Source organism: Altericroceibacterium xinjiangense (assembly GCF_003958635.1).
Taxonomy (GTDB): Bacteria; Pseudomonadota; Alphaproteobacteria; order Sphingomonadales; family Sphingomonadaceae; genus Altericroceibacterium_A; species Altericroceibacterium_A xinjiangense.
Genome location: NZ_RSEK01000011.1, coordinates 1 through 17,924, shown reverse-complemented (window position 1 = coordinate 17,924; position 17,924 = coordinate 1). Strand labels below are relative to the sequence as shown.

General features: G+C 64.3%; 16 protein-coding genes and 1 pseudogene. 11 read left to right on the top strand and 6 right to left on the bottom strand.

What is annotated here, in order from left to right:
• Positions 1–4 precede the first annotated feature (4 nt).
• From ELY13_RS12030 to ELY13_RS12015, 4 genes are all read left to right on the top strand, one after another.
• The gene (locus ELY13_RS12030) at positions 5–2,647 is read left to right on the top strand and encodes a [protein-PII] uridylyltransferase family protein (RefSeq protein WP_241233689.1); all 2,643 of its coding nucleotides are present in this window, start codon (positions 5–7) and stop codon (positions 2,645–2,647) included.
• Complete coding sequence (locus ELY13_RS12025; protein WP_126174170.1) at positions 2,644–3,114, top strand: peroxiredoxin; 471 nt, start codon at positions 2,644–2,646, stop codon at positions 3,112–3,114. The genes ELY13_RS12030 and ELY13_RS12025 overlap by 4 nt, the downstream gene beginning before the upstream one ends.
• Positions 3,114–3,932 carry a ferritin-like domain-containing protein gene (locus ELY13_RS12020; RefSeq protein ID WP_126174169.1) on the top strand — a complete coding sequence of 273 codons (819 nt, stop codon included), beginning with the start codon at positions 3,114–3,116 and terminating at the stop codon, positions 3,930–3,932. Before ELY13_RS12025 ends, ELY13_RS12020 begins: the two co-directional genes overlap by 1 nt.
• Before the next feature lie 157 nt (positions 3,933–4,089).
• Positions 4,090–4,767, top strand: coding sequence for a M23 family metallopeptidase (locus ELY13_RS12015; RefSeq protein WP_126174168.1), 678 nt, complete (start codon positions 4,090–4,092; stop codon positions 4,765–4,767).
• 103 nt (positions 4,768–4,870) lie between these two features.
• On the opposite strand, the gene ELY13_RS12010 is transcribed toward ELY13_RS12015, so the two are convergent.
• A complete protein-coding gene (locus ELY13_RS12010) occupies positions 4,871–5,743 on the bottom strand; it encodes a UTP--glucose-1-phosphate uridylyltransferase (RefSeq protein WP_126174167.1) in 873 nt (290 codons plus the stop codon).
• A 153-nt stretch (positions 5,744–5,896) separates the two neighbouring features.
• Between ELY13_RS12010 and ELY13_RS12005 the strand changes: the two genes are divergently transcribed.
• On the top strand, positions 5,897–6,139 hold the full coding sequence (locus tag ELY13_RS12005) for a hypothetical protein (protein ID WP_126174166.1): 243 nt from the start codon (positions 5,897–5,899) through the stop codon (positions 6,137–6,139).
• Positions 6,140–6,184: 45 nt separating this feature from the next.
• On the opposite strand, the gene ELY13_RS12000 is transcribed toward ELY13_RS12005, so the two are convergent.
• The 3 genes from ELY13_RS12000 to ELY13_RS11990 form a co-directional block, all read right to left on the bottom strand.
• Positions 6,185–6,451 (bottom strand): ribbon-helix-helix domain-containing protein, encoded by a 267-nt coding sequence (locus ELY13_RS12000; protein WP_241233688.1) that lies wholly within the window; start codon positions 6,449–6,451, stop codon positions 6,185–6,187.
• A gap of 1 nt (position 6,452) precedes the next feature.
• Positions 6,453–7,175, bottom strand: coding sequence for an acetoacetyl-CoA reductase (phbB, locus tag ELY13_RS11995; RefSeq protein ID WP_126174165.1), 723 nt, complete (start codon positions 7,173–7,175; stop codon positions 6,453–6,455).
• A 95-nt stretch (positions 7,176–7,270) separates the two neighbouring features.
• The gene (locus ELY13_RS11990) at positions 7,271–8,029 is read right to left on the bottom strand and encodes a hypothetical protein (protein WP_126174164.1); all 759 of its coding nucleotides are present in this window, start codon (positions 8,027–8,029) and stop codon (positions 7,271–7,273) included.
• A gap of 319 nt (positions 8,030–8,348) precedes the next feature.
• On the opposite strand from ELY13_RS11990, the gene ELY13_RS11985 reads away from it, so the two are divergent.
• The 6 genes and pseudogenes from ELY13_RS11985 to istA all read left to right on the top strand — a co-directional run.
• Complete coding sequence (locus ELY13_RS11985; RefSeq protein ID WP_126174213.1) at positions 8,349–8,804, top strand: DUF3576 domain-containing protein; 456 nt, start codon at positions 8,349–8,351, stop codon at positions 8,802–8,804.
• Positions 8,805–8,820: 16 nt separating this feature from the next.
• Positions 8,821–11,331, top strand: a complete 2,511-nt coding sequence (gene leuS / locus ELY13_RS11980) for a leucine--tRNA ligase (RefSeq protein WP_241233687.1) — start codon at positions 8,821–8,823, stop codon at positions 11,329–11,331.
• Positions 11,328–11,831, top strand: a complete 504-nt coding sequence (lptE, locus tag ELY13_RS11975) for an LPS assembly lipoprotein LptE (protein ID WP_126174162.1) — start codon at positions 11,328–11,330, stop codon at positions 11,829–11,831. The genes leuS and lptE overlap by 4 nt, the downstream gene beginning before the upstream one ends.
• The gene (locus tag ELY13_RS11970; protein WP_126174161.1) at positions 11,828–12,874 is read left to right on the top strand and encodes a DNA polymerase III subunit delta; all 1,047 of its coding nucleotides are present in this window, start codon (positions 11,828–11,830) and stop codon (positions 12,872–12,874) included. Before lptE ends, ELY13_RS11970 begins: the two co-directional genes overlap by 4 nt.
• 229 nt (positions 12,875–13,103) lie before the next feature.
• Positions 13,104–14,411 (top strand): exopolysaccharide biosynthesis polyprenyl glycosylphosphotransferase, encoded by a 1,308-nt coding sequence (locus ELY13_RS11965; protein ID WP_241233686.1) that lies wholly within the window; start codon positions 13,104–13,106, stop codon positions 14,409–14,411.
• A gap of 572 nt (positions 14,412–14,983) precedes the next feature.
• Positions 14,984–16,002, top strand: a pseudogene (gene istA, locus ELY13_RS11960) (IS21 family transposase); the annotation flags it as partial.
• Positions 16,003–16,042: 40 nt separating this feature from the next.
• Here istA and tnpC read toward each other — a convergent pair.
• A protein-coding gene (gene tnpC / locus ELY13_RS11955) for an IS66 family transposase (RefSeq protein WP_420897426.1) occupies positions 16,043–17,675 on the bottom strand; the annotation gives its coding sequence in 2 pieces (ribosomal slippage) (positions 16,043–16,685 and positions 16,684–17,675; 1,635 coding nt in all).
• 101 nt (positions 17,676–17,776) lie between these two features.
• Positions 17,777–17,924 (bottom strand): IS66 family insertion sequence element accessory protein TnpB (tnpB, locus tag ELY13_RS15685; RefSeq protein ID WP_164549790.1); only part of this gene is annotated, 148 nt, incomplete at its 5' end.

The following is a 17,924-nucleotide window of genomic DNA, read 5'->3' as shown; positions in this document are numbered from 1 at the left end:
CCCGATGGACTGGGAAATGGCAATTCGTCGCGCGCAAGCGCATTCTCCTTTTCTCGCACGCGGGCTTGAACGATTTCCCGAGATTGCGGAATTGCTCGCCCATGGCAAGGGCGAGGAAGCGCTTGCCCACGCCCATGCAGCCGGATCGGGCGCCGAGGACATCGGCGTGGCCCTGCGGCGGCAGCGGCTGGCGCTGGCGGTCGCGCTCGGGGTCGGCGATCTGGCCGGAGCCTTCCCGCTTGCCCGGGTGATGACGGAACTGACCGAATTTGCCGACTTCTCGCTTGGCCAGGCGATTGCCGCGGCGATCCGGGAGCGAGTGCCTGATGCCGAACCGGCCGGATTCACGGCGCTGGCGCTGGGCAAACAGGGCGCAGGCGAGCTCAACTACAGTTCCGACATCGATCCGATCCTGCTTTACCACCGCGACCTGCTGCCGCACCGGGCACGGGAAGAACCGGGCGAAGCGGCCCAGCGCGTCGCCCGGCGGGTGGTGGAGCTGCTGGCGCACCAGACGGGCGAAGGTCACGTGTTCCGGGTGGACTTGCGGCTGCGCCCGGCTTCCGAAGTCAGCCCGCTGGCGATCTCTTTCGGGGCGGCGCTGACCCACTACGAGTCCTCGGCGCTGACGTGGGAGCGGGCAGCCTTCATCCGCGCGCGGGCCGCGGCCGGGGACGTGGAAGCCGGGGAGCGGTTTCTCGACATGATCCGCCCGTTCGTGTGGCGCCGCAGCCTCGACTTCACCGCGATCGAGGACATCCGCCGGCTGACCGGGCGTATTCGCGATCATCACGAAGGACCGCGTGAGCCGGGACCGGACTTCGACCTCAAGCGCGGCCGGGGCGGGATTCGGGAGATCGAGTTCTTCGCCCAGACCCACCAGCTGATCCACGGCGGGCGCAATCCCGCGCTCCAGCTGCGCGGCACCCGCGCCGCGCTGGACGCGCTGGCAGCTGAAGGGATTGTTTCGGCCGACGATGCGCGCGACCTCGGTCAGGCTTATGACCGGCTGCGGACGATCGAGCACCGGTTGCAGATGGTGGGCGACCGCCAGACCCACAGCCTGCCTGCGGACGAGGCCGCGCTGGACAACGTGGCCCGGCTCGATGGCCTGCCGGATGGGGCGGCGCTGGTGGAGGAACTGCGCGGGCTGACCGCGCGCGTGGCGAGCGCTTACGACAGCTTGCTCGATGCGCCGGACACCGAGGTGAAAACGGTGGCCGCCCACGGCTTCACCAACCGGATCGCGGATTGGCGGCAGTCGATTCGCACCTTGCGCAGCGGAGCGGCACGCGATGCATTCGACGCGATCAGCCCTGCCCTCGCCGAAGCGCTGGCCCAGGCGCCGGACCCGGAACGAGCCGCCAACCGGTGGGAGACGCTGCTGGGCCGCTTGCCGAGCGCGGTCAACCTGTTCCGCTTGTTCGAAGCCCGGCCCGGCCTGCTCGATCAGGTTCTGCGGCTGCTGACGCTGGCCCCTCCGCTGGCGGATGAGCTTGGCCGCCGGCCCGATTTGCTGGACCGGCTGATCGATGCCTCTGCCCTCGATCTGCCGGGCAGCGTGGACGAGCTTTACGCGCTGATGACGCGCGGCCAGAACTCGGCCGATTACGAGCGTCGGCTGGACCACTTGCGCAAAGTGGTGGGCGAGGAACGCTTTGCCCTTGGCGTGCAGCTGATCGAGGCGCGGCACGATGTCCTGTCGATCGCAGAGGGCCTTGCCCGCGTGGCGGAGGCGGCGATCCGGGCTGGGGCGGAAGCCGCCGTCGAGGAATTCCGGCAGGTCCATGGACGCGTGCCGGGAGAGAACCTGCTCATTCTCGGGCTGGGCCGGCTTGGCGGAGGGGCGCTGACCCATGCGTCCGACCTTGATGTCATCTACTTGTTCCGGGGAGACATCGGGGTGGAATCCGATGGTCCCAGGCCGCTGACCGCCTCCCTCTATTTCAACCGGCTGGCCCAGCGAGTCACGGCTGCGCTCAGCGTCCCGACCGCCGAAGGGCGCTTGTACGAAGTGGACACGCGCCTGCGCCCGCAGGGAGCCCAGGGGCCGATTGCGGTCAACCTCGACAGCTTTGCCCGGTATCAGCGGGAAGACGCCTGGACGTGGGAACACATGGCGCTCAACCGCGCGCGCCCTCTGTTCGGCCCTCCAGCCGCGCGGGAGGAACTTCGCTCGATCATCCGCGACGTGCTCGACCGGCCGCGCGATCCGGAGAAGCTGCGCGGCGACGTGCTGACGATGCGGGCGGAAATGGCCGCGCACAAACATCCCTCCGGCCCGCTGGACCCCAAGCTCGTGCGCGGCGGGCTGGTCGATTGCGAATTCATCGTCCACTTCCTCCAGCTGCGGGACCGCATCGCGCTGCTTCCGGCAATCGACGAAGCGATCGTCGAACTGGCCGAGGCGCAGCTGTTGCCGGCAGAATTCTCCCACTGGCACGCCGTGCTGACGCGGATCCTTGTGGCTGCCCGCCTGCTTGCGCCGGATGGCCGGGTCCCGTCGGAGCCGGAACAAGGGGCGCTGGCCCGGTCTTGCGGCTTCCCCGATTTCGCTGCCCTGTTGCACGGGCTGGCGGAGGCGCGGCATGGGATCGGGCGTGTGTGGGCCGACTTGTTCGGCGAACAACTGGAGATTGAAGCATGAGCAACCGCCCCGATGTCGGCGATGAAGTTCCTGACGTTGAGATGGAAGGAAGCAAGGGCCCGGTTCTGCCGTCCGACTTTCGCGGGCGCAAGCTGGTCCTGTTTTTCTACCCGAAGGACGATACGCCCGGCTGTACGACCGAGAACAAGGATTTCAGCGCGCTTTCCCCGCAGTTCGAGGCCGCCGGAATTGCCTTGCTTGGTGTCAGTAAGGATCCACTGGAAAAGCACGCGAAGTTTGCCGCCAAGCACGACCTGACGGTGCCGCTCGCATCGGATCGGGAAAACCACGGGCTGGCCGACGCGCTTGGCATCTGGACCGAAAAGAACATGTACGGCCGCACCTACATGGGAATGGAGCGCACGACCTTCCTGATCGACGAGGAAGGGCGGATCGCCCGCGTCTGGCGCAAGGTGAAGGTCAAGGACCACGCCGCGCAGGTGCTCGAAGCCGCTCAGCAGGCGTGATGGCCGCCGAAGCGCCCAGTGTCGCCCCAAGCATAGCCGGAGCGATCCGATCGGTCCTGCTCACGGCTGAGCCGCGCGACAAGGTGATGGCGACGCGCGCGCTGGTGCGCGGCTACCGCACGGACGCGCTGTCGTTCGTGTTCGATGTTGCGATGCCCGAACGGCCGGCCTGGCCAGCCGAGCTCGAGCTGCTGCCGCCCAACCGGATGCCGAAGCGCGGGCGCGGCGGGTCGGAGCGCGGGCGAATCGCCTTGTGGCACTCGCTCGCGCACATCGAATTCGTTGCCATCGACCTGGCGCTGGACATGGCGGGGCGATTCGGCGGCGAGATGGGGCCGGACTTCGTGGCGGATTTCCTTTCCGTCGCGGCGGACGAGGCGATGCACTTTGCGCTGATCGCCCGCAAGCTGAAGGCGCTGGGTTCGCACTACGGCGCGCTGCCTGCGCACGACGGCTTGTGGGAGGCCGCGCACGCGACTCGCGGCGATGTCGCCGCCCGGCTGGCGATCGTGCCGATGGTGCTGGAAGCGCGCGGGCTGGACGTGACGCCGCCGACGCTGGAGCGCGTGCGTGCGGCCGGAGACGAGGGCGGCGCGCGCATTCTCGACCGGATCCTCAAGGACGAAATCCGCCACGTGCGGACCGGTACGGAGCACTTCGTCGCCCACTGCGAGCGGCTGGGCCAAGCCCCGGAAGATACGTGGAAAACCCTGGTCGCTACGTACTTCCGCGGCACGCTGAAGCCGCCGTTTAACGACTCAGCGCGTCTTGCAGCCGGTTTATCGCGCAACTTCTACGCTGCTGTTGCCACCACCTGAAATCACAGGGTACCCAAACTCCAGAGACGGCGGGGGGTTCCGACCATCTCGGGAAAATTGTTCGATTTCATCCGGTTATACGGCAGACCGTGCGTCTCCGCGGATAATTAGAGCAATAACAGTACCTTGCGACTGATACGAAGACGGAGTGGTCGGAATGAAGTTCAGCAAAAGCCTTCGCGTGCTTTCGGGTATCGCAGCCGCAAGCACCGTGTTGGCAGCCAGCCCGGCCCACGCGAACAACACCGCGGCCGCCGCGCAGATCACCGGCATCGTCAAGTCCGATGCGGCGGTGGCAGGCGAAGGGGACCGCGAATTCCAGCAGCTCTATGCCAGCTGGAAGGCTCTTGACGGTACGGAAGCAGTCGTCGGCTCAGCCGCTCCCAAGCTTTCGATCCCGACGCTTTCTCCCCTGAAGACTTACCGGCTTTCGAGCGATTTCGGCACGCGCCGGCATCCGGTGCTCGGCAGCGTCCGTGCACACCACGGCCTTGATATGGCGGCCCCGACCGGCACGCCGATCTATGCCCCCGGTGATGGCTATATCGAGAAGGCATCGGCCTTCGGCAGCTATGGCAAGTTCATCGAGATCGAGCATGGCGGCGGGGTAGAAACCCGGTACGGCCACTTGTCCGACTACGCGGTGAATGAAGGCCAGTACGTCCGCAAGGGCGACCTGATCGGCTATGTCGGCTCCACCGGCCGTTCGACCGGTCCGCACCTGCACTACGAAGTCCGCATCGATGGCCAGCCGGTCGACCCCAACCAGTACATGTACGACACTCTGCTGGCTTCCTCCGACACGCCGGGTGCGACAGCAGGCGGATCGAAGTAAGCTGCGCTAGCTTCAGCTTGTAAAAAAGGGCCGGTTCTCCCGGCCCTTTTTTTATGTCCGCGCCCCGGCCGAGGCCGGGTCCGCGAAAGAAGGTTGCTGCGGGTTATCGGCCGAGCAGGCGCTCGGCGATGCGGCGGACTTCCTTGCCCATGTCATCGCGTTCCAGCGCCAGCGCCAGCGTCGCCTCAACGAACCCGGTCTTGCTGCCGCAATCGAACCGGCGGCCTTCGAACGTTACCGCGTGGAACGGCTGACTGCCGATCATCTTGGCCATCGCGTCGGTCAGCTGGATTTCTCCGCCAGCGCCTTTCCCTTGGGTTTCCAGCGTGCGCATGACTTCCGGCTGCAGGATGTAGCGCCCGGAGACGATCTTGTTTGACGGCGCCTGGTCCACCGGCGGCTTTTCGACCAGCCCCTTTACTTCGGTAAGCGCACCGTTCGCCGCGCCCGGATCGATCACGCCGTAGCTGGAGACTTCTTCATGCGGGACTTCGAGCACGGAGATGAGGTTGCCGCCGACCTCGTGGTAGGCTTCGACCATCTGCGCCATGCATCCCGGTTCGCCGACCATCAGCTCGTCCGGGAGGAGAATGGCGAACGGTTCATCCCCCACGATCGCGCGGGCGCACCAGATCGCGTGGCCGAGGCCCATCGGAACTTGCTGGCGGACGGAAATCAGGTCGCCGGGCGTGAAGCGGGTGGGCTCCAGCACCGACAAGTCCTTGCCTCGTTCGGCCATCGTGGCTTCGAGTTCGAAGGCGATATCGAAGTTTTCGATCAGGGCTGTCTTGCCGCGCCCGGTGACGAAGATCATCTGCTCGATCCCCGCTTCGCGCGCCTCGTCGACGGCGTACTGGATCAGCGGCCGGTCGACGATCGGCAGCAGTTCCTTGGGAATCGCCTTGGTGGCGGGGAGAAAACGAGTGCCCAGTCCTGCGACGGGGAACACGGCCTTGCGGATTGGTTTTCGGCTCATGCACCCTGAATAGAGTCGCGGTACTTGTCGGGTCAACCGCCGAGTGGTGCACTTTGACGCAGAGGGTTCAGCTTCCTTGTAAATGCAGGGAAAGACGCGGACCTTTCTTTTGTCACGCGCGTTCAGACCGCGAAGAAACGAAAGGACGACCCAATGGGACTGATCAAGATGGCTGCGCTTGGCGCACTCGGCTATGCCGGGTACAAGTACTACGAGAATTCGAAGAGCGAAGGCAACGCGGCCTTCGCCTCTGGCCAGACCAGCGAAGGCAACTTTACGCAGGTGCGCAGCGCCGGACCGGGCGCCATGGCCGATGCGCCGGTTCGCGAATGGACCAAGGCCGATGAGATGAGCGACGAAAGCTTTCCGGCAAGCGACCCGCCCTCCACGTACTGACCGCGGTACGGGCTCAGCAGTGGGCCCGTTCCAGGCAGTGGTCTGCTACCCGCCGGAGCCCTCGACGGCCCGGCGGGCCAGCCATAAGCGGATGGCGCCTGCAAGACCCGGAGCCGGATCGGCTTGTATCCGGTCCGCGTCGATCCGGGCCACCAGCGTATTCACCGGCAGGCGCTCCATTTCCGCCGCTTTGCGCAGCAATTCCCAGAAATAAGGCTCCAGGCTGATCGACGTCTTGTGGCCGGCTATCTCGACCGACCGCTTGACCGGAGGGTGATAGAGCACCGCTCCGGCCGTTTCGGTACGGGCCACCTCAGTACATGTGCTGGCCGCCGTTGATCGACAGGGTCGACCCGGTGACAAATCCGCCTTCTTCCGAAGCCAGGAACGTCACTCCGCGGGCGATTTCGTTCGCTTGGCCCAGACGGCCGACGGGAATGCGCGCAACGATCTTTTCCAGCACGTTCTCCGGCACGGCCGCGACCATATCGGTATCGATGTAACCCGGGGCGATGGCGTTCACGGTGACGCCGAACCGCGCACCTTCCTGGGCCAGCGCCTTGGTAAAGCCGTGGATGCCGCTTTTGGCCGCGGCATAGTTCACTTGTCCGTACTGGCCCGCTTGTCCGTTGATCGACCCGATGTTGACGATCCGGCCCCACCCGCGCTCCTTCATTCCGGGGAAGCAGGCCTTGGCCATGTTGAAACACCCGCCAAGGTTGATCCGCATGACATCGTACCAGTCCTGGAACGTCATCTTCAGCAGCGTGCCGTCTCGCGTGATGCCGGCGTTGTTGACCAGGATTTCGATCGGACCGACTTCCTGTTCGACTTGCCGGCAACCGGCCAGCGTCGCCTCATGGTCGCCGACGTCCCACTTGTAGGCCGGGATCCCCGTCTCATCCGAGAACGCGCGGGCCTTTTCCTCATTCCCCGCGTAGTTCGCGGCAACGGTATAGCCGGCATCCTTGAGCGACAGACTGATCGCCTTGCCGATTCCGCGTGTTCCGCCGGTAACTATTGCAACTCGAGCCATCGTGATCCTTGCCTTTCGCCACTCACCCCTGCGGAGGGTAGCGGAACGGCGCTGTGGCGCAAAGGCAAACTGCCGGTTCGGCAGTCCGTCACGTGTTAGAAGCGGAACTGGGTTCCGATGTAGACCGCCTGCGTATCAGTCGGCTCCGCCGCGACCAGCGGGGCGATCCGGTCGCGATCCTGCGAGTACCGCACGCCCGCCGTGACATCGAGGTTCTGCGTCAGGCGGTAGCTGCCGGCAACATCCAGGCTTTGCGTACCGACGCCGTCAAGCGCAGGTGCGGTACGCGGTGCGGCTTCTTCTTCCAGCACAACGCGTGCGGCAAACCGGCTCGGTTTTTCCTCAACGGTGGCTGGCTTGAAGGCCGACAAGTCGGGGACGTTCGCCTGCGAAAGAGTTTTCGACAAGGGCGCCGGCTGCACGAAGCTCTGGTAGTCGCGCGACAGCCCGAGGTTGTAGCGCATCGGGGAAATCTGGACCGCAGGGCTGCTGGCGACCTGCTCCTTCGCTGCAGTGATCGCGGACCGGACCGAAATGGCGCGGGCCGCCTTGTCGTCCAGGCGAATAGCGACCGTGACCGATCGGCCGGGACGATCGCTGACCCCTGCGGGAGTGAACCGCATCAGCCGGCCTGCCCCGTTGATCCGTTCCGCTACGAGCCGAGCCACCTTCGGATCGACCGAGGCTGGCGTGAACGCCGCGAAATCAGGAGTGGTCGGCAGGCTGGAAGAGGCTTTTCCCACATCCTCGAGCGCGAAGCCCGCGCTGGGCAATACCAGGAGTGCGGCAGCCACGGCCAGCATCGAGGCCGAGCCCCGTCTGGTAATCCGCTTGATCTGCCGCTTTCCGGTCACTTGAACTGCCCCTGGTTTCGCAGTCGTTCAAAACACTGACTCTGCGTGCAGGCCGCGGTTCCCCACCCACCTGCATTCCCGTTATTCATACGAGGGCACCGTCCGATTTGCCAGCCGATTCCCCCATGCCAGAGAAACCGGGTCGTTCTTTTTGGCAACTGTTGCCCCCGGTCCACAACATCGAGCGGTTAACGGACCATTCACCGCCGTGAACGAGAAAAATGGAACAGAGGCGGCAGTCTTGCCGCAATCGGCGGCGGGACTATAGAGACGCCCAAGGGCGCGCCGCGCCGCATGAAGAACAGGACCGAGCATGGCAATGTCGATTCCCACCAGCCCGATTCGTTTCCGGGGAGCCTTGCGCGTCGTGCTGTTCGGCGCCCTTGGCGTCAGTCTGGCGGCTTGCGGGGGGAAAGAACGGCCCGAAGCCGATCTGGCTGCGGCGCAGATCACGACCATCGGGGTCAACTCCTATCTCTGGCGCGCAAGCCTGGAGACGCTCTCCTTCATGCCGCTTACCCAGGCGGACAGCCAGGGCGGCGTGATCGTGACCGACTGGTACGTCAATCCGCAGAACCCTGGCGAGCGTGTGAAGATTTCCGTGTCGATCCTGGATCAGGACCTGCGGGCCGACGCCTTGCGCGTCGCCGCCAGCCGGCAGGCGCTGCAGAGCGGCGTCTGGGTCGATGCCCCGATCCAGGCGGCCACGGTGCAGAAGCTGGAAGACATCATCCTTACCAAGGCGCGCGATCTGCGCCGGACCGCAATCGGCTGATCCGGCGAGGCCCCGCGTGACCCACACCCGTTTCGATCCGTCGCAGGCCGACGGTCAATGGCAACGCGCCTGGGAGGAAGCCCAGTGTTTCCGCGCGGACAGCGATAGCCCGAAGCCCAAGAGCTACGTGCTGGAGATGTTCCCGTACCCTTCGGGACGCATCCACATCGGCCATGTCCGCAACTACACGATGGGCGACGTGGTCGCGCGCACCAAGAAGATGCGCGGGTTCGAGGTGCTCCACCCGATGGGCTGGGACGCCTTCGGCATGCCGGCCGAGAACGCCGCGATGGAAAAGAACATCCATCCGGGCACCTGGACCTACCAGAACATCGCGGGAATGAAGGCGCAGCTGAAGCGGCTCGGCTTCGCGCTCGACTGGACACGGGAATTCGCCACCTGCGATCCAGAATACTATGGCCACGAGCAGGCGCTGTTCCTCGATCTATACGAAGCCGGCCTGGTCTATCGCAAGGAAAGCGCGGTCAACTGGGACCCGGTCGACCAGACGGTACTTGCAAACGAGCAAGTAATCGACGGCCGTGGCTGGCGATCCGGCGCGCTGGTCGAAAAGCGCAAGCTCAGCCAGTGGTTTCTCAAAATCACCGATTTCGCGCAGGAACTGCTCGACGGTCTGGGTGAACTCAAGGACTGGCCCGACAAGGTCCGGCTGATGCAGGAGAACTGGATCGGCAAGAGCCAAGGCCTGCAGTTCCGGTTCGGTCTGACGAACGGCGAAACGGTAGAGGTTTATTCCACCCGGCCCGATACGATCTTTGGTGCCAGCTTCGTCGCCGTCGCGCCCGATCATCCGATTGCACAGGGGCTCGGCGCACGCGATGCGCAGGCCGCTGCCTTCATCGAGAAGTGCCGCGAAGGCGGGACGACCGCCGCCGAACTGGAAACCGCGGAAAAGCTCGGCTACGACACCGGCATCGCGGCGGTCCACCCGCTCGATCGCCGCCGGAACCTGCCGGTCTACATCGCGAATTTCGTGCTGATGGAGTACGGAACCGGTGCGGTCATGGGTGTGCCCGCGCACGACCAGCGGGATTTCGATTTCGCGACCAAGTACGACCTGCCGATCGTCCGCGTCGTCGCAGCGGACGCAGCCGACGCAGATGCGCCGCTGGCGGCGGCCGAAACGGGCGACGGGACGCTGGTCAATTCCGGCTTTCTTGACGGAATGGCCGTAGCCCGGGCCAAGCGCGCGGTGATCGATCGGGCGGAAGGCGAAGGGTGGGGCGCGGGCAAGACCGTCTGGCGCCTGCGCGACTGGGGCGTTTCGCGCCAGCGATACTGGGGCACGCCGATCCCGTTCATCCATTGCGATGCATGCGGAGTGGTGCCGGTTTCCAAAAGCCAGTTGCCCGTTACCCTGCCCGAGGATGTGGATCTCTCAATCCCCGGCAACCCGCTTGCCCGGCATCCGACCTGGAAACTTATCAGCTGCCCCGAGTGCGGCGGCGCGGCGAATCGGGAGACCGACACACTCGACACGTTCGTCGACAGTTCCTGGTACTTCCTGCGCTTTGCCAGCCAGCCGGCCGACCGACCGTTCGATCCGCAGGAAATCGCGGCGTGGATGCCGGTGAACCAGTACATCGGCGGGATCGAACACGCGATCCTGCACTTGCTCTACTCCCGGTTCTGGACCCAAGCCCTGAAGCGCATCGGCAAGATTGACGTGGCGGAGCCGTTCGCCAGCTTGTTCACGCAAGGCATGGTGACGCACGAGACCTACCGCGCACCCGATGGACGCTGGCTGGCGCCCGAGGACGTCGACAATCGCGGCGGAGGGGTAATCGAGAAGGCCAACGGCCAACCGGTCGAGGTCGGCCGCGTGGTCAAGATGTCGAAATCGAAGAAGAACGTGGTCGATCCGGACGCGATCATCGATCGCTACGGCGCCGATGCCGTGCGCTGGTTCATGCTGTCCGACAGCCCGCCGGAACGCGACCTGCCGTGGTCAGAAAGCGGGATCGAGGGCTGCGCGCGCTTCGTTCAGCGCCTGTGGCGCTTATTCGCGGAGTTCAATCCGCAGGCGAGCGGCGAGGACAAGGCTCTTTCGCGCGCGACTCATCAAGCCATCGCTGCGGTCGGCGGCGCGATCGACGAGCTTTCGTTCAACAAGGCGGTCGCGCGGATTTACGAAATGACGACGGCGGCAGAGAAGGCCACTCCGTCGGCCGCTCGCACAGAGGCGATCCGCACGCTTGCGCTTCTTGTTTCGCCGATGATGCCGCACCTGGCCGAATCCGGCTGGGCGGCAATGGGGCAGAGCGGACTGGTGGCCGAACAAGTCTGGCCCGAGGTCGATCCCGCCCTGCTGGTGGAAGACGAAGTCACGATCGCGGTCCAGGTGAAGGGCAAGCTGCGCGACACGCTGACCGTGCCCAAGGGCCTGCCGAACGCGGAAGTCGAAGCGCTCGCGCTGGCGAGCGAGAAAATCCAGCGGGCGCTCGATGGCGCTCCGGTGCGCAAGGTCATCGTGGTTCCGGACCGGCTGGTAAACCTCGTCGCATGAGTCGGCTCGCACTTGCCCTGCTGCTGGCGGCTGGTCCGGCCTTGAGCGGCTGCGGCTTGCAGCCGATGTATCCGGGCGGGCGGAACGGAGCGGTGGCCAAGGGACTTTCCGCTGTCGCCGTTCCGCCGATTGCCGGACAAGCCGGATGGCTGGTGCGCAACGCGCTACAGGATCGGCTCGGGCCGAACCTCACGGACCCACGCTACCGGCTTGACGTGATCATCGATCAGGAGCTCGAAGGGCTTGGGCTGCTGACGAACGACACGATCGGGCGGGAACGGCTGACCCTGCGCGCGCGCTATCAGTTGGTCGATGCCTCGTCGGGCGTAGTGCTGCTGGACGCGACAGCGGGCTCCGATGCCGGGATTGATGTCATATCCGGCGAATATGCCACGATCGCGGCCGAAAACACCGCGCTGGAGAACTTGTCGACGCAGGTGGCCGATCAGATTACCACCCGGCTCGCGCTCTACCTGCGCCAGCGCACCACGACGCCGTGAAGGCCACCCAGCGCGATTTCGCCAGTGTCGCCCAGCGCGCGGCGACGGAGTGCCGGGTGTTCTTCTTCTGCGGCCCGGATGAGGCGGGAGCCAGCATGGCCGCGGACCGCATGGTTGAATTGCTGGCCGACAGCGGAGAGCGGGTTGAGCTTTCCGGTTCGATGCTGCGCAAGGACCCCGTGACGCTGGGCGATGAGGCCCGCTCGGCATCGCTGTTCGGCGGCGCCAGGCACATCCTGGTCAGTGCGAACGGCGATGAAGCGCATGACGCGCTCGATAACCTGATCCGGCTGTTCGATGGAGGCGAAGCAGCGGGCGCGTGTCCCGTGCTGGTCGTCGCGACATCTGCCACGGACAAGTCGCGCACCGCGAAGCTGCTTGAAAAGCGGTCCGATTCGCTGGTGGCGATGTTCTATCCGCCGGACTTGCGCTCGGTCACGAACGACGTTCGAAAGATGAGCGACGCGGCCGGCCTGAAGCTCAGCGGCGATGTGGCCGAACGCATCGCCCGGGCCGCCGGGCTCGACATCCGGCTTGCGCAATCCGAAGTAACCAAGCTCGCGTTGTACCTCGATGCTTCGCCGCAGAGCCCCAAAGTCGCCGATTCGCAAGCGTTCGATGCCGTTGGCACGGGAACGGAAGGCGACAGTTTCCTGCCGCTGGTAAACGTGGTGCTGTCGGGGCAGCTTGATAGGCTCGCACCCGAACTTGCCCGCGCCAGGCATCTCTCGATGAACCCGGTCGGGCTGCTCCTGGCCTTGGAACGGCGAGCGGTTCAAGTCGCTCAACTCGCGGGAAAGCTTGGATCTTCGGGCGACATCAACGGCCTGCTGGAAGCGGAACAGAAAGCCCGGCGGATCTTCTGGCGGGACCGCGACGATCTTGCCGCGCAGCTTGCCCGTTGGCGGGGCAAGCGGCTGGAACGAATCGTCGAGCGATTGGTTGAAACGCATCAGATGCTTCTTGCGGATAGCCACGCCGCTGAACTGTTGCTTTCTCATTCATTGGCGGAGATTGCCCGCAAAGCGGCCGCGCGACAGTAATTCTGTTCGTGCGACAGCGGGTTTTCATTGCCTAGTTTTGCATTTTGACTTGCATACAGTGCAATAATCAGTACTGAGGTGCGTAATTTTACCTATCGACACTCGCGATTTAGGTCGTGCCAAGAACCTGTGGTGAGTCATGAATGCACCTTTCATCCATTTGCCTTCCCCAGTTTCCAATAGTCGTGGATCACGGGCAGCGCTCGCTCCGTCGTTGGAACGCAGGCGCTTGCAAGTCTATCTGTGTCAGGTCGTCGCTGACATCCTGCTGCTGGTTGGCGGTGCGGAGTTAGCCGGCCTCCTTTATTCCGCGACCACCGGGCAAGACCCAGTGGTCGCGGCGCAGTTGCTGTTGCCAATTTATCTTACGATTGCGCTGCAGAACGGAACCTACTCACTCGAGTCCCTGACCGACTGGCGTACGAGTAGCGGAAAGATGCTGGTTGCACTTGCCACAGCGGCGACCTTGCTGACCTTCGTCGGGTTTCTCGGAAAATTCAGCGAAGATATCTCACGCCTTACTTTTCTGCTTGGGCTCTGCCTGTCCGCCGCCAGCATGGTTTTCTCCCGCTATGTTGCGGTGCGTCTGCTCGTCCGGGTCTGGGGCCCAAGCTCGATGAACATTCTGGTGATCGACGCGGGAGGTCCGCCGGTCCCACTGCAGCATGTCTACCGGGTTTCCGCCGCCGAGCTTGATCTCGTTCCTACCTTGGAAGATCCGCACGCGCTTGATCGGCTGGCCCGGTGCATTCGCAACATGGATCAGGTGATCGTCAGTTGTGAGCGCGGCTCGCGGGGAGATTGGGCGCAGGTGCTGAAGGCATCCGGCGCCCATGGCGAGGTTCTGAGCGATACCATACGTGAGATCGGGGCCCTAGGTGTGGTCCGTAGGGGAGAGATGACTTCGCTGCTGATTTCAACCGGGCCGCTGGGAATGCGCGCGCGCGCAGCCAAGCGGCTGCTCGATCTTATCGCTTCAGCAGCAGCTCTTCTGTTGCTCTCGCCTATTCTTCTAGCGGCGGCACTCGCCATCAAGCTGGAAGACGGCGGCCCGATCTTCTTCAAACAGCGGCGCATGGGACGCAGCAACAGCTTTTTCCTGATCTACAAATTGAGGACGATGCGGGTGGAACGGGCCGATCTGGAGGGCAACCGTTCCGCATCTAAGGACGACGATCGGATCACTCGAGTTGGCCGATTTCTGCGCCGGACTAGCATCGACGAGCTGCCCCAGTTGATCAACGTGCTACGCGGCGAAATGAGCTTGGTGGGCCCCCGTCCACATGCACTCGGCTCGCAGGCGGGCGACAAGCTTTTCTGGGAAGTGGATCGCCGCTATTGGCAGCGTCACTGCCTGAAGCCTGGCCTGACGGGACTGGCCCAAGTTCGCGGCTTTCGCGGCGCCACACCGCACGAGCTGGACCTGTCGCTCCGACTTCAGGCCGATCTCGAGTATCTTGCAGGGTGGAGCATTTTGCGCGACTGTAGCATCCTCCTTGCGACGTTGCGCGTCGTTGTTCACGATCGCGCCTTCTGAACGATCTGGCGCTAGCAACGAGTCTGAGAATAAGACATTGATTTTTGCACATGCGGGAATGGGCAATGCTATCTTGGCTTCGTGGGCAAACTCGACACGATCAGTTTGCCGAGCGTAACACGATGATGTGGGCAGAAGGCTCCGTTTGGAGTATCCTCGTGAAGGAGGGAAGCATTGGATGCGGCTTGCTCTTTCGATGAATTTGCGGACGCGCGTTCTGGCTGCAGTGGAAGCTAGGATGAGCTGTCGTTCGGCGGGAGCCGGGTTTGGCGTTGCACCTTCGACCCCGCTCCGCTGGCAGGTGCAGCGGGGCACGACCGGCAACATGCCTAAGCCGCAGGGCAGGGACACGCGCTCTGCCCGTGTCGTGAAATATCGGGAGGAGATCCTGGCCATTTGGGAAGCGCGCCAGGACACCACGCTCGATGAGTTTCGCGTCCCGGCCGGCATTGGTGTGGACCGGCGTGCAAAATTGACCCCGTTAGCAAGGTGATCGGCGTCTAAAAATAGACCCCTTCATTCCAGGGCGTGAGGCATCGCCGTTTGGGCTTTTCCGAACGGCGGGGACAGGGATGCTGGTGGTGGAGACGGTTGCAAGAATACGCCGGGAGCACACGGACGGTAAGTCGATCAAGGGAATTGCGCGGGATTTGCGGTTGTCGCGCAACATAGTTCGCAAGGCGGCGCGCGCGGAAGATGCGGATTTCAGTTACGACAGGAAAGAGCAGCCTCGCCTGCAGACGGGGCCGTTCAGCGATCGTCTGACGAGCTCTTGGCCCGGAATGAAGAACTGCCCCGGCGCGAGCGGCCGCGGCTGACGCGGATACATGACCTGCTGCAGCGCGAGGGGGTCGCAGGCTCCTACAATGCAGTCCGGCGCTATGCGATGCGCTGGAAGCGGGAACGCCGGACCGATGGCGGGATGTTAGCAAAGTATTCATCCCGCTCTCGTTCTGTCCCGGCGAAGCCTACCAGTTCGACTAGAGCCACGGGGGCGTCGAGATCGCCGGCAAGCCGACGCGCGTCAAGGTGGCGCACATGCGGCTATGCTGGTCACGGGCACCTTCGTCAGGGCCTATCCGCGCAAGACCCAGAAGATGGCATTCGATGCGCACGCACGGGGCTTCGCCTTCTTCGGCGGGGTACCTGGCCGAGGAATCTACGACAATATGAAGACTGCGGTGACCACGGTCTTCACCGGCAAGGAGCGATTGTTCAACCGGGGCTTCCTGATCATGACCGATCATTACGGGTCGAGCCAGTGGCCTGAAGCCCGGCGGCGGGCTGGGAGAAGGGGCAAGTCGAGCACCAGGTGCAGACGAGCAAGGAGCGCCTGTTCAAGCCCCACCTTGCGCTTTGCCAGCATTGCGGAGCTGAATGCCTGGCTCGAAACCGAGTGCCGCCGCTGGGCCGAGCGTCATCGTCATCCGGAGCTGGATAGAATAGTCGCGCAGGCGCTGGAGCAGGAGCGCCCGCATTGCAGCCGCTTGCCTCTCCATTCGACGGGTTCTTCGAGAGCGAGCATGTTGCCAGTTCGACCTGCCTGGTAACCTTTGATCGCAACCGTTACTCGGTCATGGCGTACGCATCCGATAGGTGGCGCGTTGACGAAGCAGTTTTCGCTGTGAAGCTCAGGCAGCCATTTCGCTGCGTTCTGCTTGTTGCGCGGCTTTCCAGTTCCAAGGAAGGAGTTCTTCGAGCCGGCTTTGCGGCATATCGGCGATGCGGGCGAGTACGTCGGCAAGCCAAGCCAGCGGATCGATGCCGTTCAGTTTGGCCGTGCCGATCAGGCTGAACATCATTGCCGCCCGTTCACCGCCCCGGTCTGACCCGACAAACAGCCAGGCCTTTCTGCCCCGGGCCACACTGCGCAGCTCGCGTTCCGCAGCGTTGTTCGTCAGGCAGATCCGGCCATCGCCGAGGAACGCGGTAAAGCCGTCCCAGTCGCCCAGCAGGTACGCGATCGCCGTGGCCACAGGATCGTGACGCGACAGGGTGCTGCGCGTCTCGCGCATCCAGTCTTCGAGCTCGCCAACAATGGGCGCGACCTGTTCCTGCCGCACGTGCAGGCGCTCGTCAGCGGTCTGTCCGTTGATCTCCTGCTCGGTGGCGAAGATCCGGTCGATCATCTCCAGCGCTTCTGCTGCCAGAGGCGAGACGAGCGGCGTTACACCTTTCCTGCGCTTCAGCTGGCGCGCGACATCGACTAGCTCGAAGAACTGCCGGCGCGCGTGGGCCCAGCAGTTGGCGCGGATCATCGCGCCCCCGCGCAAACATCTCATTGAACCCGGCAAAGCGGTCGACCTGGAGGATCCCTGTGTATCCGGCCAGGTGCTCTCGCGGATGCTCGCCCTTGCGGTTGCGGGAGTAGTAGCAAAGCACCGCTGGCGGCGAGAGGCCGCCGAACGGGCGATCATCGCGCACGTAGTCCCATATCCGCGCGATGTCGGTCTTGTACTTCGCCAGGAGCGGCACGGTGGTGTCATCGGCATGCAGGCGCCCGGCGGCAAGGACATGGGCCTCGAGAAGGAGGAACAAGGGCTTTACCGCCACGCTCACCGCCCCGATTTGATCAGCGAGTGTCGACAGGCTCAAGGGAATGCCTTCGCCCTCGAGCCGATCGCGCTGGCTGTTCAGTGGCTGGTGGAGACCATACTTCTGGAAGACGAGGCTCGCCAGAAAGTGCGGCCCGAACATCCCGCGCGGGGTCACATGGAAGGGCGCAGGTGGCTGGCTGATTGCCTCGCACCGGCGGCACGAGACCTTCTCGCGCACTGTGCGGATGACCTTGTGACGGGCAGGCACCTTCTCGAGCGTCTCGGTGATTGAGGCTGGCAGATGGCTCAGGTCGTCCGACCCGCAGCAGGGGCACACATCGGGAGCAGGAATGACTACATCCTCGCGCGGCAGATCGGCCGGGAAGTCGCGACGAGTGGTCCGCTTGCGCTTGAACGCAGAGACAGTGGCCGTCTTCGCCGCCGCCATTTCGCCCTCGATCTCGGCGGCGCTGGCATCGGCCTCGAGCTGTGCGAAGGTGATCTCCAGCTGATCGAGCAGGCGCCGGCTGCGCTCGGAGCTTGCGCCGTATTTGTCGCGGCGCATCTTCTCGTTCATCAGCTCGAGATGGGCGTTGCGGGCGAGAAGGTCGGCATTGACCGCCCGAACCCGGGCTGCTTCCGCCTCGGCTTTCCAGACCAGTTCCCGAGCGGCTGCGAGCTCAGCGCGAAGCTGGAAGATCTCGTCAGAAGCATCGCTCGCGGGCATGCGCTTCTATAGCGAAAGAACCGCCCAGAGCCTATCGTTTTTGGCAGTTCTCCGCGCTTTCTTCAGCCTCATCGGGCAGGTTTCTCTCATCTGCGATCAGCTCATCCAACCTGCGCCGGGCGCCAGGTTTGCTTGGGATTGCGCCAGTCAATCCCCTCGAGCAGGCACGCCATCGCCGACGCCGAGATCGCCACCGCCCCATCCTTCGCTGCCGGCCACACGAACTTGCCCCGCTCAAGCCGCCGAACG

Bases quoted from the DNA above. Each gene is read 5' to 3' on its own strand.
- ELY13_RS12030 (WP_241233689.1), top strand. From the start codon at position 5: ATGGACTGGGAAATGGCAATTCGTCGCGCGCAAGCGCATTCTCCTTTT.
- ELY13_RS12025 (WP_126174170.1), top strand. From the start codon at position 2,644: ATGAGCAACCGCCCCGATGTCGGCGATGAAGTTCCTGACGTTGAGATG.
- ELY13_RS12020 (WP_126174169.1), top strand. From the start codon at position 3,114: ATGGCCGCCGAAGCGCCCAGTGTCGCCCCAAGCATAGCCGGAGCGATC.
- ELY13_RS12015 (WP_126174168.1), top strand. From the start codon at position 4,090: ATGAAGTTCAGCAAAAGCCTTCGCGTGCTTTCGGGTATCGCAGCCGCA.
- ELY13_RS12010 (WP_126174167.1), bottom strand. From the start codon at position 5,743: ATGAGCCGAAAACCAATCCGCAAGGCCGTGTTCCCCGTCGCAGGACTG.
- ELY13_RS12005 (WP_126174166.1), top strand. From the start codon at position 5,897: ATGGGACTGATCAAGATGGCTGCGCTTGGCGCACTCGGCTATGCCGGG.
- phbB (WP_126174165.1), bottom strand. From the start codon at position 7,175: ATGGCTCGAGTTGCAATAGTTACCGGCGGAACACGCGGAATCGGCAAG.
- ELY13_RS11985 (WP_126174213.1), top strand. From the start codon at position 8,349: ATGTCGATTCCCACCAGCCCGATTCGTTTCCGGGGAGCCTTGCGCGTC.
- lptE (WP_126174162.1), top strand. From the start codon at position 11,328: ATGAGTCGGCTCGCACTTGCCCTGCTGCTGGCGGCTGGTCCGGCCTTG.